Here is a 14479-nt window from a genome sequence, read left to right as displayed (position 1 = left end):
CGACGAGGCGATGATGGTCCTGCGCGGTGCGGCGCTGAAGGCGCGACCGGAAAGCCGATGGCCGTCGCTGCGCGCGGTGGCGGCCAGCTTGGTCGCGGCCCTGCTCGTCGCGGGAGCCATGGGTTGGGGGGCGGGGCCTCTTTCCCACCTGACGGCGGTGTTCGGCGTCGGCGGGATGCAGACCGCGCGCTATGTCACCGCCGCGGGCGAACGCGCCTCCGTGACCCTCGAAGACGGGTCCGTGCTTGCGCTCAACGCCGACAGCGCCGCAGAGGTGACCTTCTCCGGGCGCAGCCGCATGGTGCGCCTTGAGAAGGGACAGGCTTTTTTCACGGTCGCACATGACGCTTCCCGCCCGTTTGAGGTGCTGGCGGACGATCGCCGGGTCACGGCGGTGGGAACTGCCTTCGACGTGCTTCTTTTGCCCGGCGCCCTTCGCGTCGCCATGCTCGACGGCGTCGTGCGCGTTTCGTCGGACGGCCAAAGGCCGACGCAGATTCTGTCGAAAGGCGAGGTGATGACGGCGCGCGCCAACGGGACGACGACCGTCCGCAAGGCCGACGCGGCTCGGTTGGCGGGATGGCGCGACGGCGTAGTGTATTTCGAGGAAACGCCGCTGAGCGAGGCGGTCGCCGAAATGAACCGCTATACGCGCCGGCCCATAGTGGTGGCCGAGGGCCCGGCCGGCGCTTTGCGTGTAAGCGGGGCCTTCCGCGTCGCCGAGGCGGACGCCTTCGCCGAAACGATGACGGACATTTTTCCCTTGTCGACCAAGCATTCAGCCGACGGACGGACAATCCTCATGCCTGCGACGATGTAGCAAAAACTTCACGGCGAAAGTTGAGGGGATTCGTTCCCGCCTGCCGTTCCTGTGTGGGAGACCGACCCCGTCGGGGGGATCGGACGGGGGACGAATTCCAAAATGACGATTGATCAAGGGCCGCGCCGCAAGGCGCTTCTTTTGCTGAGCGCCGCTGTCGTGATTCTGGCGCCGCTATCCGCCCAGGCCAAGGCCCAGGCCAGCCGCCCAGCGGCCTTCAGCATCGGCGCCCAGGACCTGAGCGCCGCCCTGACGCAACTGAGCCGGGACAGCGGCCGCAACATCGTGTTTGCGGCCGATCTGGTGCGCAACAAGCGGACCTCGGGCTATCGCGGCCAGGGTGGGGTGGATCAGGCGCTGGGCGCCCTGCTGAACGGCAGCGGCCTGGCGTATCGTGTCAACGGATCGGGGACCTATCTGATCACGCGCGCGGCGCAGCCTGCGCGACCGACACAGGAGGCGCCCGTGACGCCGCGCCGCCGTCCGGCCACGCCCCCGCCGGGCGCGGAGCCTGCGCCTGAGGCCACGGTGATCCAGGACGTCGTGGTCACTGCGCGGCGCATGGAGGAGCGGATCATCGACGTGCCGGTGGCGGTCTCGGCCTTCTCGGCCCAGCAACTGGACGACCGCAAGATCGAGGGCGGGTCGGAGCTGCTGCGCGTCGTGCCGAACGTCAACTTCTCCAAGGACAACTTCACCGGCTACAACTTCTCGATCCGCGGCATCGGGGCCAAGGTTCTGGCCACCACGGCCGACCCGGGAGTGGCGATCAGCTTCAACAATACGCCGTTGCTGCGCAACCGGTTGTTCGAGCAGGAATATTTCGACGTCCAGCGGCTGGAGGTGCTGCGCGGGCCGCAGGGTACCCTGTACGGCCGCAACGCCACGGCGGGCGTGGTCAACCTGCTACCCAACCTCCCGGAACTGGGCGAGTTCTCGGGCGACATCCAAGGCGAACTGGGCAACCACGGAACCGAGCGGGCGCGGGGTTACGTCAACATTCCGATCGGCGACACTCTGGCGCTGCGCTTCGCCGGGGCGATGACCAAGCGCGACGGGTTCGACTACAACTCCGTCACCGAGCAGAACGTCAACGGCCGCGACCTGTGGTCCACGCGCGTCGGCGTGCTGTGGGAGCCGACCGACAACTTCCGCGCCAACTTCCTTTGGGAACGGTTCCGCGAGGACGACGACCGCGCCCGCACCGGCAAGAACCTGTGCACCCGCGGCGAGACGCCGGAAAGTTTCGACTGGACCGCGCCGGATGGTACGGCGCAGACCTCCAGGGTGTTCTCCTATTGGACACGCCACACTCTGACCCCGCCTTGTACGGCGTCCTCCCTTTATACGGACGAAGCCTACGGCGTTCCGGACGGTCGGGGCTTCCCGGTCACCGCCTCGCTGAACGACATGTATGTCTTTGAATCGACGCCTGGCGGGACGGCTCCGAATGGCTTCGACGGCACCTATCTGTTCCCGCTGGAGGTCGATCCCTTTGCGGTCGAGGGCAACCGCCAGGTAGCGGATCTGCGTACGATTTCGACCTCATACGATCCGAAATTCCAAGCTGAGAACGACATCTTCCAGCTTAATTTCGAATGGAATCTGAGCCCCGGCCTGACCCTCCATTCGCAAACGCTCTACATGGAAGATTCCTACTCCGGATTTCAGGATTTCTTTCGCTCGCAAGCCACTGGCCAAATGTATCGTTGGGAGACGCCCGGCATCGTCAATGGTCTTCCGCGAACGGTAAAGAATTTTTGGCGACCCTGGATCGGCGACTCCGTCCCGGAGGTCGGGGTTGTGTATTCGACGTCGTGGGCAGGCGGCCAAGTGTGTGGTCCGTTGGCGGACTGCGGGATTCCTACCGGCGGGGTCTTCCTCGATCCCCAGTTGGGCGCCACGGACCGCTTCATGGCCCTGGACATAAGCCAGGCTGAAAGCACCCAATGGTCGCAGGAATTCCGTCTGCAATCCAGCTTTGACGGACCGTTCAACTTCAACCTTGGCGCCAACTATTTGAAGTATGAAACAGAAGAAAATTACTGGGTCATATCCAACGTCTTCTCGATGATGGCTGTGAAGCAAAACGAGTTTATGTATTCGACCGGTGATTTCGATAAAAACTGTAACCTGACCGCGCAAGGTCAGGGAAAAATCGATGCAGGCGACGCCTCCTTCGATTCTCACACCTGTGCCTATATCGATCCGACACCGCTCGACAGGCTCCTCCAAGGGGAGGGCGGGGATGGACACAACTACGCCCGAAACACGAGCATTAGCGAGACTGAATCCTGGGCCGTCTTCGGCGAGGGCTATTGGACCGTCCACGACGACCTGCGCCTGACCCTGGGTCTACGCTACACGGATGATACGAAGACCATCACACCGGTGCCAGGCCAGTTGCTGGCGGCAACACCATACACCATTGATGGTGTTCCGATCATCGACAACACCGGTCTGGTTGGTAGAGATTATCCCCGATACCCAGACGAAGAGATGAACTGGGGCGAATGGACGGGCCGAGTCGCCATCGACTGGAAGCCGGACCTGTCGTTTACCGACGACACTTTGGTCTATGCCTCTTTCTCTCGTGGCTATAAGGGCGGCGGCGGCAATCCGCGCGACCGAGACTATAACCCAAATCTGATTAACGTGGCTGAATTGCCGTCCCGCTACGATGCCGAGTTCGTCAATGCCTATGAACTCGGCCTTAAGAACGCGATGCAGGGTGGGCGACTGACGTTCAACGCTACCGCCTTCTTCTATGACTATGAAGGCTATCAGGTCGCCCAATTGATCGAACGGTCGATCCACAATGAGAACTTCGACGCCAAGATCTGGGGTGCCGAGTTCGAGACCGCGTGGCAACCCACCCGCAACTTCCGGCTCGACGCGACCGTTGGTCTGTTAAGGACCAGGATTGGCGACGGGATGGAATCCGTCGACGTCATGAACCGCACCCAGGGTGATCCCAATTGGCTGGTCCTGAAGCCGTGGCCGGGGAGCCCCTCCACCTGCATCGTGCCGGCCGATGTCGTGGGCCGCTTGATCGGCATCAATGACTGGAGCCGTCCCTATACGGCTAGGGCGACCGAGAAGATGCTGGGCTCAACCCAAATTAGGACGCTGTGCCCCGCCCGTCAGTTGCTGGGCAGTTGGGTGCCGGGGAGCGGATCACAGTTCAACTATGCGGACAAGTGGGGAAGAACCTCCGACCCTTGGCAGTCCGAATACCCCCTCGCATGGGATCCGCTCACGGCTCCGAACGGAGGGCGGGGCATTTCGGCCGACCTATCCGGCAATGAACTGCCCAACGCCCCGCGCGTAACGTTCAACATCGGCGCCCAGTATCGCATCGAACTGCCGCAAGGGTGGGATGTGATGGTGCGCGGCGACTATTATCGGCAGTCCGACAGCTGGATGCGGGTCTACAATTACGCGCCCTACGATCGGTTGAAGGGTTGGGACAACGCCAATCTCTCCGTCACCCTGAGCAATCCAACCGCCGACCTCGTCGTCCAAGCCTATGTGAAGAACGTCTTCGACAAGACGCCTATCACGGATGGTTTCACCGGACCGGACGAATTGGGCAATCCCACCAACGTGTTCACGCTCGATCCGCGCATCATCGGAGTGTCGGTCAGGAAATCATTCTAACTAGAATTAGAATAGATTTGGGCTTGCTGCGATGTGCGGCATGTTTTCGTGTGCGCATTTTCTGTAATGATGGCGGTATAAATTTAGAATCGATTCATTTCATCAAGTCGAATCTAAGTTGTCGCAATCACCATCTAAGGTTCTCGTGTCGCCAAAAAAGCGGCGGCCTGCGTAAGAGTGCTGCGAAGTCTAAATCCAATCTCGTTAACCTCCAAAGCAAGGAAACACTTTCATGACCAAGTTCGAAAAGATGGCTGCGGCCGCGATTTCCGCTCTGGCCCTCGTGGCTGGCGCTTCGGCCGCGTCGGCCCAGAGCTACAGCTTCAACCAAACCGCCGGCACTGCCGTCACCGCCTCCGGCCAACTTGTCCAGTTCGTCGACTACCCGGGCGTCATCGAGACGGTCTGCAACGTCACGATCAATGGCGTGGTGGGCGCTGGCGGCGAAACCATCGTCTTCAACAGCTATACGGGCGTCCGGGCGCCGGGCAATAACGGCAATCTCGCCTGCGACAACTCGCTGAACTTCCCGATCGAAGTGACGCCGGCTTCGCTGAACGAGATCGTCCTCGACGAGTTCATCGTCGGAACGCGCGGCGGCGACTGCGAGGAATTTGAGTATCCTCTCGCCTATAACAACACCACCGCTACTGCGACCTTCGACGGCGACTGGTTCGGCGAGAGCGGCATCTGCCGCGCCGGCGGCCAGTTGGCTCTGCGAACCAACATCGGCAACAATCTGGTTCTGATCCAGTAGGATCCACTCATCCCCCAAACACGGAGGCAAGGCGCGGCTTGGTGGCGCCTTGCCTTCTCTTTTGTCCGGTTGGTCAGGTTGCTGGGGGCGCGGCCCGTAGGACAAGCGTCGGGTCTGTCGGGATGCCGCGCCCATCGGAGACCTCGCCGTGGCTGACCTCGCCCTCGTGCTGATCTCGACCCTGGTCATCGGGCAAGCGCCGGACCCGCAGGACGCCCCGTCCCCGGACGGCGAGCCCGCCGTCCTGGACGATGTGGTGGTGCAGGGCCGTCGCGGCGTCGCCCTGGTCGAGCCCGAGGTCGAACTGGACGGGTTCGAGATCGACGCCCTGGGCGCCGACGACATCGGCCAGGTGATCCGGCGCCTGTCAGAGGACTTTGGCCTCGGCGATGGCCCCCTGATCATCGTGAACGGGCGGCCCATGGCCGATCCGGGGGTCTTCTCCGGATTTCCGCCAGACGCCCTGATCCGGGCCGAGGTCCTGCCCCCTCAGGCCGGAGCCCTGTATGGCGAGACCGATCCTTCGCGCCGCGTGGTGAACATCGTCCTGCAACGCCGCTTCCACAGCCGGGACGCTCGCGCCAGTCTGCGCCTTCCGACCGCTGGGGGCCGCTCCGAGACATCGCTCGATCTGCGTCAATCCTCCATCATCGACACACGCACGCGCCAACTCGGGCTCAAGCTCGACCTCGACACGGCCCTGCGCGCCGGGGAGCGCGACCAGACGCGCGCTGACGGGTCGGCCGCCGAGACGGTCACGCTGCGTCCTGCGTCGAAATCCCTTTCCGCCAACTGGGCCCAGACCGCTTCGCTCCGCGACTGGGCCCTGAGTCTGAGAGCCGACGGTCGGATTCAGGAGCGTCGCTCGACAGCCCTGCGGGAAGACGAGCCGACGGGCAGCCGACAGACCTCGCGGTCACTGAACATGGTCGGTGGCCTGAATGGGAAACTGGCGGGCTGGTCGGTTCAGGGCGCCCTGAACGGCGCCGTGTCCCAGAACGAACGATCTGGCCTGTCGCCATCCGATTCCCGCACCCGGATCGTTTCGGCGAACCTGAGCCTGAGCCGCCCCCTGTTCGACATCCCGGCGGGACCGGCGGCCGTCAGCCTTGCGGGGCGCGCATCCCGGTCGCGGTCGGAGACCGAAGGTGCGGCCTTTCGCACGACCCATTCGGGCCGGGCGGAGGGTTTCAGCGGAAGCCTGTCCGTTCCCCTGCTGCGAAGGCCGATCGGCGAGGACGCGCCTGCCTTTCATCCGGGCGACCTCTCAGTGACCGTCGGTGCGAATGTGAGCAAAACGGACTCCGGGCGAGGGGAGGGAACGAACCTAGGCTTCGCCTGGAATCCACGTCCGTCCTTACGGATCAGCGGGCACTGGTCGACCTCGGCGCAAAGCCTCGACGACGCCCAGCGGTTCGAGCCAGAATACTATGGCGACCCCGTCGTCGTCTTCGACTTTCTGACGGGAGAAGCCGTCGAGGTGCTGCCGATCCTCGGCGGTAATCCCGACCTGCGCGCGCCGAGTACCGATCAACTGTCCCTGTCGCTGGCGGCGGGGCCGTTCAGCGGCTTCCCGCTCCAGGGGGGGGTCAGCTACAATAGAAGCGATGCGGTCGATGGCGTCGGCGGCTTGCCGGCGCTGACGCTCCAGGTCGAGGCCGCCTTTCCCGAGCGGTTCCACCGCGGGTCCGACGGCCGTCTCGACAGCATTGACCAGCGTCCGATCAACTATGCCTCCGCGCTCGCCGAGACGCTGAACACGAGTTTCGGCGTGAGCGCCTCACTGGGGCAGGGGGGCAGGCGCCGGGACGCGACGCTCCGTCTGCGCTTGAATCACACCTGGAATCTGAGCAACGCCACGACCATCCATGACGGCCTGCCGTCGATGGATCGTCTGGCGGGTGACGGCGGCGGAGTATCACGACACAGGCTTGGGCTGGCGGTTGACGTGAGCCGGGGCGCCTGGGGCCTGAATGCGGTCGCCAACTGGCGCGAGGGCTACCGGACTCGTCGAATGATCGGACAGGACGGTCCGGACGACCTGCGCGTTGACGCCTTCAGCACCGTCGATCTGAAGGCCAGCTACCAGTTCGCCGGCCCGCCGCCAGAGGATGGAGGACGGCCGCGACGTGGAACGGGCCTTCAGGTCCAACTCGACATCTCCAACCTCCTTGATGCGCGGCCGAGCGCCCGTCTGGGCGACGACCGCTCGGCGCCGGGCTATGGACGCGATGATCAGGATCCCATGGGGCGAACGATCCTTATCAGCCTGAAGCGCCGATTTTAGCGGGCCAGCGATCTATGATTCTCCAGTTCCTTCATCGGCTGCTGCTCCGGCTTGCTCGGAAGGAACGCCTCCTGTGAACGACGTCAGGCCGCTGGACAATTCCACCTAAGCCGCGGTGAATCCGAACGCGTCAACAACTCAAGCAGGGCGCGCAGTCGGGCCGCGGTGACGGCGAGGCGACGGAACATGGTCAGTGGCCGGCTCCCGTCCGGACGCGGCGGCTGCCCTACGGTCACCTAGAATTCCCCGCTTCGTCCGCCCTGCGGACGCAACGCGTTCCGGTTCTGTTCGGCGGAGATGGACGCGCTTCTGAGGAATCGCCTCTCGAGGGAGCCCGGCGGTCGCTGAAGCAGGGCGTCATCCAACCTTCATGCTTCGTCCCTATCGAAGGCGGCGCTCGGGTTCGGCTCGACGAGGACTAGCCTTCAGATCGGATCACACCGAGTGGCGTAGCATGATGGACAGCCTGCACCGCAGATATCATGCTGATCTGTTGAAGGCCTTGCGCCGGCGTTTCGGCGTCGATCACGACGGGCTGGAGGACGCGATCCAGACCGCCTTCCTGCGCTTCGGCGGCTTGCCGGACCGCCGCTCGGTCGGCAATCCTCGCGCCTTCCTTTTGGTCATGGCGCGAAACCTGGTCCTGAACCAGATGCGCCACGCGGCCGTGGCGCAACGCACGCTCGATCAGGAGGCGCAGGCGCCCCTGCTTCCGATCCTGGAAGAACGAACCCCCGAAAGTGTCCTTCTGGAGAGGGAAAGGCACAGGCGATTGAATCAGGCGATCCTTGACCTGCCCGAAGAGGAGCGCAGCCTGCTTGTTATGAGCCGGATTGAAGGCATGACCTACGATGAGATTTCGAAGCGGACCGGTCGGTCTCAGGCGGACATCAGCCGCCGGATTTCGCGCGCCCTCTCCACACTCAAGGCGCGCATGACCGCCGAACTGGACAGGAGCGTGCGTTGACCGCGCCCGTCGTCCCCGATGAGGCGCCAGATGAGGTGATGGACGCCGCCTTCGACTGGCTGTCGGAGTTGAACAGCGGCGCGCCTCTGCCGGCCGAACGGCGGCGGGCGCTGACGACGTGGCTGGAGGCTCAGCCGGCGCATGCCGACGCCTTCGCTGAAGCCCGCGGGCTTTGGGCGGATCTGGACTGGTCCGAGGCCCTGAACGCGGCCGTCTTGCCGGCGGAACCCGTGGCGACGCCGAATCGACGGCGGCTGCCCCGCCGCGAGACCCGTTCAGGGCGCTGGAAACGCTGGGGCGCGCCGGCGGCCGTCGCCGCGGCCATGCTCGGCGCCGTCATGATCGGACCTGATCTGCATCGCCAGGTCGTGGCGGCGCTTTGGGTCAGAACCGTGGAAACCGCGACTGGCCCGGCGGAAATCCGCCGCATCGTCCTCTCCGACGGCAGCCGCGTGACCCTGGGCGGTCGATCGACCCTGCGCGTCCGAATGGAAGACGACAGGCGCAAGGTCGAACTTCTGGAAGGCGACGCCTACTTCGACGTCGCGGCGGCGCCCCAGCGTCCGTTCACGGTCGCGGCCGGTGATCTGACCGTCACCGTCATCGGCACGGCCTTTGAGGTGAATCGCGGCAGCCGGGGCGCCCATGTCGCGGTGTCCCGAGGACGGGTCAGGGCCGCGTCGGCCGAAAGCGTCGCCATCCTGACGCCGGGAGAGGCCGCCACCGTGCGCCCCGACGGATCGCTCGCCGTCCAGACCTTCGACCCGGCGAGCGCGGGGCGCTGGCGCGACCAGCGCGCGGCCTTCCGCGACGCGCCCCTGGGGCAGGTGGTGGAAAGCCTGAACCGCTATCATCCGGCTGGCGTGGTCCTGGAGGATCCCAGTCTGGCCGACCTGCCGGTCACAGTGGCCTTCCGCTTCGATCAGATGGAGATCGCCCTGACCGCCCTGGCGCAAGGCAAGGGTCTGAGCGTGAGACGAGACGCCGCCGGACGCATGGTCATCGGCCGCAAGCGGGGGGCGTAAGGCGAAGTTTTTGTGAAATTTTGCGCAGGCCTGAAACGCCGGTCTTCGTCCGCTGTCCTGTGTAGGTGAGGCGCGCCCAAAGGGAAGCGCCCGCCCCGCGTTCCAACGCGGGATTTCACACGGGGGACTTCATGAAATCTCATTGTTCGAGCCTGAAGGGCTTGTTCCTGGCTTCGACCGCCGCCGTGCTTGCGGCGGGTCTGGCGACGACGCCCGCTGCGGCGCAGGCGGCGTCGGGCGCGTCCGCACACGGTCGCGCCATCACCATTCCGGCCCAGCCGCTCGGCGCGGCCGTCCAGGCGCTGTCGGAACAGACCGACGCCGTGGTCATCGCCGCCGGCGTGCGGCTGAACGGCCGCCGCAGCGCCGCCGTCTCCGGCGCCGGCACCGTCGAACAGGCCTTGACCACCTTGCTGCGCGGCACCGGACTGGGGTGGCGGCGCGATGTGAACGGGGCCTATGTGATCGCGCCGGCCGCCGACGAGCCGGTGCGGCGCCGTCAGACGACCGCGCCCGCCGCCCTGTCGGCGCCGCAACAGGCGCGCCCCGACGTCGCGGCGCTGGAGGACATCGTCGTCACGGCGCGGCGGATGGAAGAGCGGATCATCGACGTGCCGGTGGCCGTCTCGGCCTTCTCGGCCCAGCAGCTGGACGACCGCAAGGTCGAGGGGGGTGCGGAACTGCTGCGGATCGTGCCGAACGTCAGCTTCTCCAAGGACAATTTCACCAGCTACAATTTCTCGATCCGCGGCATCGGCTCAAAAGTGCTGGCCACCACGGCCGACCCGGGCGTGGCCGTGTCGTTCAACAACACCGCCCTGCTCAGAAACCGCCTGTTCGAGCAGGAGTATTTCGACGTCGATCGGGTCGAGGTGCTGCGCGGCCCGCAGGGCACCCTGTATGGTCGTAACGCCACGGCGGGCGTCATCAACATGCTGCCGAACCTGCCCGAGCTGGAGCAGTTCTCGATGGACGCCCAGTGGGAGGTCGGCAATCACGACAGCCGCCGCGCCAAGGGCATGATCAACATCCCGATCGGCGATACGCTGGCGCTGCGTTTTGCGGCCGCGGCGACCCAGCGCGACGGCTTCGACTACAACAGCATCACCCAGCAGAACGTCAACGGCCGCGACCTATGGGGCGCGCGCCTGGGCGTGCTGTGGCAGCCGACCGAGAACTTCCGCGCCAACTTCCTGTGGGAACGGTTCCGCGAGGACGACGACCGCTCACGCACGGGCAAGATGCTGTGCACGCGGGGCGAGACGCCCGCCAGCATCGACTGGACAGACCCCGCCGGCGGCGATCACTCGCACCCGACCTTCGCCTATTGGACGAAGACGACCATCACGCCGGGCTGCACGCCGGATTCGCTCTACAGCGACGACGCCTATGGCGTGCCGGACGGGCGCAGCTTCCCGATCACCGCCTCCCTGACCAACTTCGTGAACATCTTCGTGAATCCCGTCTGGCCCGGCCCCGGACGACGGCCGAACCAGTGGAACAGCGCCGATGCAAACGGTTACGACGGCACCTATCTGTTCCCCCTCTATCTCGATCCTTTTGCGGTCGAGGGAAACCGCCAGGTCGCCGATCTGCGCACCATTTCCACCGCCTATGATCCCAAGTTCCAGGCTGAGAACGACCTGTTTCAACTGAACCTGGAATGGAATCTGACGCCGGGCCTGACCCTGTATTCCCAGACCCTCTATATGGAAGACAGCTATTCCGGCTTCCAGGATTTCTTCCGGTCCTACGCCACGGGCCAGATGTACGCCTATGAAACGCCGGGCAAGTTCACCGGCCTGCCGCGGACCGTCAATCCGAACTGGGCGCCCTGGATCGGCGCTTCCATTTCGGGCGGCAAGCCGGTGTATGGCGCGGTCACGGGCTCCTTTGGTGAGAAGACGGTCTGCGGCCCGCTTCCGAATTGCGGCGTCCCCACGGGGGGGGTCTGGCTCGACCCCCAGTTGGGCGCGACCGATCGGTTCATGGCGCTGGACCTCAGCCAGGCCGAAAGCACCCAATGGTCGCAGGAGTTCCGACTGCAATCGGCCTGGGACGGCCCGTTCAACTTCAATCTCGGCGCCAACTGGCTGAAATATGAGACCGAGGAGAATTATTGGATCATCTCCAACGTCTTCAGCATGATGGCGCTTCAGAACAACGCCAGTTACTTTGGGGACGGCTTAGTCGATCAATATTGCAATCCGACCGCCGCCGGCCAGGCGGCGGCCGCTGCGGGGACATTCGACCCGAACGTCTGCATCTATATCGATCCCACGCCCCTGTCCGGCCTGCTGAACGGCGAGGGCGGCGATGGCCACAACTATATCCGCAGCACCAGTATCAGCCAGACTGAATCCTGGGCCGTGTTCGGTGAAGGCTATTGGAAGGTCCGCGAGGATCTGCGCCTGACCCTGGGTCTTCGCTATACAGACGACACAAAGACCATCACGCCTGTGCCGGGGCAACTGCTGGCGGCGGCCCCCGACATCTATCATCCCGATTCCACCGGCCTGGTCGGTCGCGGTTATCCCCGGTATCCGGACGAGGAGATGGGCTGGGGCGAATGGACCGGTCGGGCGGCCATCGACTGGAAGCCGGACCTGGCCTTCACCAACGACACCCTGATCTACGCCTCCTATTCGCGGGGCTACAAGGGGGGCGGGGGCAATCCGCGCGATCGCGACTACAATCCCAAACTGGTCGATACGCCGGTTCTTCCGTCTCGCTACGATCCTGAGTTCGTCAACGCCTATGAGGTGGGGATGAAGAACAGCCTGTCCGGCGGCCGTCTCACCTTCAACGCCACCGGCTTCTACTATGATTATAAGAACTATCAGGTCGCCCAGCTGATCGAACGGGCGATCCACAACGAGAATTTCGACGCCAAGATCTGGGGCGCGGAGTTCGAGGCGGCTTGGGCCCCCACGCGCAACTTCCGCCTGGACGCCACCCTGGGCTTGCTGAAAACCCGTATCGGCGACGGCGAGGAATCGATCGACGTCATGAACCGGACCCAAGGTAATGAGGACTGGCTGGTCCTGAAGCCTTGGCCGGGCAGCCCCTCGACCTGCATCGTGCCGAAAGACATCGTGGGTCGGGTCGCCAACTACCAGGACTACCAGGGGGGAAGCAACACGAACTACCTCGGCAGCATGCCTTACATGCGAAGCCTGTGTCCATCGATGTACTACGGCGGCACCTGGGTGCCCGGCAGCGGGTCGACGTACAACTACGCCAACGGCCTGAAGGATGAGTGGTACGCCACCAGCCCGATCAACTGGGACCCGTTGACCATGGCGCCCAACGGCGGCCGGGGCTTCGCGGCGGATCTGTCGGGCAATGAGCTGCCCAATGCGCCGCATGTCACCTTCAACATCGGCGCTCAGTACCGGATCGAACTGCCCCAGGGCTGGGACGTGACGGTGCGCGGCGACTATTACCGCCAGTCCGACAGCTGGATGCGGGTCTATAATCTCGCCCCCTATGATCGGCTGAAGGGTTGGGAGAACGCCAACCTGTCCCTGACCCTGGCCAATGCCAGCGCCGACTTCGTCGTCCAGGCCTATGTGAAGAACGTCTTCGACGACACCCCCATCACCGATGGCTTCACCGGGCCCGACGACCTGGGCAATTCGACCAATGTCTTCACCCTGGATCCGCGCATCATCGGAGTATCGGTCAGGAAATCATTCTGAGTAAAAATTTTACTGCGAGCTGATACTGGCGCCGGACTGCTCAGCAGTCCGGCCCTTCAGCATGTCTAAATTTTCTGTATTCAATCTGGGCTATTCGATTTCATCAAGGCGCGCCTGGGCGACGGACGCCCTGCGCCCGGCTATGGACGGGATGATCAGGATCCGCTGGGACGCACGGTTCAACTGAGCCTGAAGCGCCGATTTTGAGGCGGGTGGTCGATGTCGCCCGATATCAGGCTGAATGTCGGGGTTCGATCCCCCAAACCCGCTTCAGGCGCCCGCCCGCGTCTTGAGGATCAGCGCCGAGGCGCCGAACGCAGCCTGGCCGAGCGGCCAGCGCCGCCGCATTCCGCACTGAAACGGCACAGGTAGCGGCGGAACAGTTCGCCCTGTTGGTAGGCGGTCTCTTTCGTGGTCGTGTCGCCGGTCACGGCCGCTTCGCCGTCATCGCCCAGCACGCGCCAGTTCCACAGGCCGGGGCGGACCTCGGCCAGATGCAGGGCGAAATCGGTGTGTTGCGCGGCCATGCCTGATCCGTCCCAAAGCGAGAAGCTGGTCCGGCGTGACGCAATTTTGCGGCCACCCGTGGATCAGCTCAGGTCGGGGTCGGGGCGGCTGCCCGGTTCAGCGCGGGGCGCGCTTGGCCAGGATGCGTTGCAGGGTGCGGCGGTGCATGCCCAGACGTCGTGCAGTCTCCGAGACATTGTGGTCGCACAGTTCATAGACGCGCTGGATATGTTCCCAGCGCACCCGGTCGGCGCTCATCGGATTGTCCGGCGGCTCGGGCGCCTCGTCGGCGGTGGCCAGCAGGGCCTTGACCACGTCGTCGGCGTCGGCGGGCTTGGACAGATAGTCGACGGCCCCGGCCTTGACTGCGGCCACGGCCGTGGCGATGGCGCCGTATCCCGTCAGCATGACGATGCGGGCGTCTGCGCGCCGGTCGCGCACCGCCTCGACGACCTTCAGGCCGTTGCCGTCCTCCAGCCGCATGTCCAGCACGGCGAAGGCCGGGGCCTTGTCGCGCAGCAACCGGGTGGCCTCGGCGACGGACTCGGCGGTCGTCACCTCGAAGCCGCGCGCCTCCAGCGCCCGCCCCATTCGGGTGCGCAGGGCCTGGTCGTCGTCCAGCAGCAGCAGGGACTTGTCGGGCAGGGCGGCGATACGGGCGTCTATCTCGGGCATGGGTCTCTCCTGCCGGTTCAAGTCGGGGCGGGGCGGGGCGGGGTCAAGGCCAAGGTTCAACCCTGCGACTCTTCGACCCA

9 protein-coding genes are annotated in these 14479 nt (G+C 64.7%); 7 read left to right on the top strand and 2 right to left on the bottom strand.

Annotated elements, in window-relative coordinates:
• Positions 1-10: 10 nt before the first annotated feature.
• The 7 genes from ACW18C_RS14315 (at position 11) to ACW18C_RS14285 (ending at position 13217) form a co-directional block, all read left to right on the top strand.
• Positions 11-820 carry a FecR family protein gene (locus ACW18C_RS14315; protein WP_492071605.1) on the top strand — a complete coding sequence of 270 codons (810 nt, stop codon included), beginning with the start codon at positions 11-13 and terminating at the stop codon, positions 818-820.
• A 102-nt stretch (positions 821-922) separates the two neighbouring features.
• Positions 923-4480 (top strand): TonB-dependent receptor, encoded by a 3558-nt coding sequence (locus tag ACW18C_RS14310; protein WP_492071604.1) that lies wholly within the window; start codon positions 923-925, stop codon positions 4478-4480.
• A gap of 232 nt (positions 4481-4712) precedes the next feature.
• Positions 4713-5237 carry a PraA/PraB family alkane oxidation protein activator gene (locus ACW18C_RS14305; protein ID WP_492071603.1) on the top strand — a complete coding sequence of 175 codons (525 nt, stop codon included), beginning with the start codon at positions 4713-4715 and terminating at the stop codon, positions 5235-5237.
• A 148-nt stretch (positions 5238-5385) separates the two neighbouring features.
• Complete coding sequence (locus ACW18C_RS14300) at positions 5386-7524, top strand: TonB-dependent receptor (RefSeq protein ID WP_492071601.1); 2139 nt, start codon at positions 5386-5388, stop codon at positions 7522-7524.
• Between the two features lie 454 nt (positions 7525-7978).
• On the top strand, positions 7979-8491 hold the full coding sequence (locus tag ACW18C_RS14295; RefSeq protein WP_052004898.1) for an RNA polymerase sigma factor: 513 nt from the start codon (positions 7979-7981) through the stop codon (positions 8489-8491).
• Positions 8488-9516, top strand: a complete 1029-nt coding sequence (locus ACW18C_RS14290) for a FecR family protein (RefSeq protein ID WP_492071599.1) — start codon at positions 8488-8490, stop codon at positions 9514-9516. Before ACW18C_RS14295 ends, ACW18C_RS14290 begins: the two co-directional genes overlap by 4 nt.
• A 131-nt stretch (positions 9517-9647) precedes the next feature.
• The gene (locus ACW18C_RS14285) at positions 9648-13217 is read left to right on the top strand and encodes a TonB-dependent receptor domain-containing protein (RefSeq protein ID WP_492071597.1); all 3570 of its coding nucleotides are present in this window, start codon (positions 9648-9650) and stop codon (positions 13215-13217) included.
• Positions 13218-13513: 296 nt separating this feature from the next.
• On the opposite strand, the gene ACW18C_RS14280 is transcribed toward ACW18C_RS14285, so the two are convergent.
• Positions 13514-13744 carry a hypothetical protein gene (locus tag ACW18C_RS14280; protein ID WP_492071596.1) on the bottom strand — a complete coding sequence of 77 codons (231 nt, stop codon included), beginning with the start codon at positions 13742-13744 and terminating at the stop codon, positions 13514-13516.
• Between the two features lie 97 nt (positions 13745-13841).
• Entirely contained in the window at positions 13842-14399 is a 558-nt protein-coding gene (locus tag ACW18C_RS14275) for an ActR/PrrA/RegA family redox response regulator transcription factor (protein ID WP_035307519.1), read from the bottom strand.
• Positions 14400-14479 lie beyond the last annotated feature (80 nt).

The organism is Brevundimonas sp. FV1ye7S (assembly GCF_058680995.1).
The sequence above is the reverse complement of the archived record's forward strand: the minus strand, read 5'-3'. Positions and strand labels throughout refer to the sequence as shown.

Coding starts and splice junctions, on each gene's coding strand:
- ACW18C_RS14315 (WP_492071605.1), top strand. CDS start 11: ATGATGGTCCTGCGCGGTGCGGCGCTGAAGGCGCGACCGGAAAGCCGA.
- ACW18C_RS14310 (WP_492071604.1), top strand. CDS start 923: ATGACGATTGATCAAGGGCCGCGCCGCAAGGCGCTTCTTTTGCTGAGC.
- ACW18C_RS14305 (WP_492071603.1), top strand. CDS start 4,713: ATGACCAAGTTCGAAAAGATGGCTGCGGCCGCGATTTCCGCTCTGGCC.
- ACW18C_RS14295 (WP_052004898.1), top strand. CDS start 7,979: ATGATGGACAGCCTGCACCGCAGATATCATGCTGATCTGTTGAAGGCC.
- ACW18C_RS14285 (WP_492071597.1), top strand. CDS start 9,648: ATGAAATCTCATTGTTCGAGCCTGAAGGGCTTGTTCCTGGCTTCGACC.
- ACW18C_RS14280 (WP_492071596.1), bottom strand. CDS start 13,744: ATGGCCGCGCAACACACCGATTTCGCCCTGCATCTGGCCGAGGTCCGC.
- ACW18C_RS14275 (WP_035307519.1), bottom strand. CDS start 14,399: ATGCCCGAGATAGACGCCCGTATCGCCGCCCTGCCCGACAAGTCCCTG.